We start from the raw sequence: 550 nt of genomic DNA on the forward strand, positions 1-550 counted from the left end.
CTTGCCGGCAAGAATGTGCACCCACATGTGATTCGGCATACGACCGCCTCGCTACTACTCCAGGCCGGTGTCGACATCAATACGATACGCGGCTGGCTTGGGCACGTTTCGTTGGAGACGACCAATATCTACGCCGAGATCAATCTGGAAACAAAGGCGCGGGCGCTAGCGACATGCGAAGTGGAAGGCGGTGCCGAAGGACAAAAGCAATGGCGGGATCAGCCCGACCTGATGACCTTCCTCCGCACCCTGTAACCGAATAATATGTGCTGTTCGCTTTCCACAAAGGTACCGCCTTGGCCTAGTTCGTTATCGAGCAGCACATATTTTTTACCGCACCATACTCGTGGTTATGGCCTCGAGGCCATAACCACGAGAACGGCTCCATCGAGAGCCCTCATGGCCACCTCAAGAACGCAGTGCGTGATGCGTTGCTTCTGCGCGGCAGTCACGACTTCGACGATCTCGGTTCCTATCGCCGCTTCATCGACGAGATCGTCGGTCGAATCAACGCGCGTAATGGCAAACGCATTGAGGCCGAGCGGGCACT

At 56.4% G+C, this 550-nt stretch carries 1 protein-coding gene and 1 pseudogene; both read left to right on the plus strand.

The genetic code is table 11. The annotated features are described in order from the left end of the window. Positions 1-255: tyrosine-type recombinase/integrase (locus tag M3I54_RS44600; RefSeq protein ID WP_254346779.1), on the plus strand; the 255-nt coding region annotated here is incomplete at its 5' end. Between the two features lie 104 nt (positions 256-359). Beyond that, positions 360-550 (plus strand): annotated as a pseudogene (locus M3I54_RS44605) (IS21 family transposase); the annotation flags it as partial.

Origin of the sequence: Paraburkholderia sp. CNPSo 3274 (assembly GCF_024206475.1) — a bacterium.
In the GTDB taxonomy this organism is placed as follows: Bacteria; Pseudomonadota; Gammaproteobacteria; order Burkholderiales; family Burkholderiaceae; genus Paraburkholderia.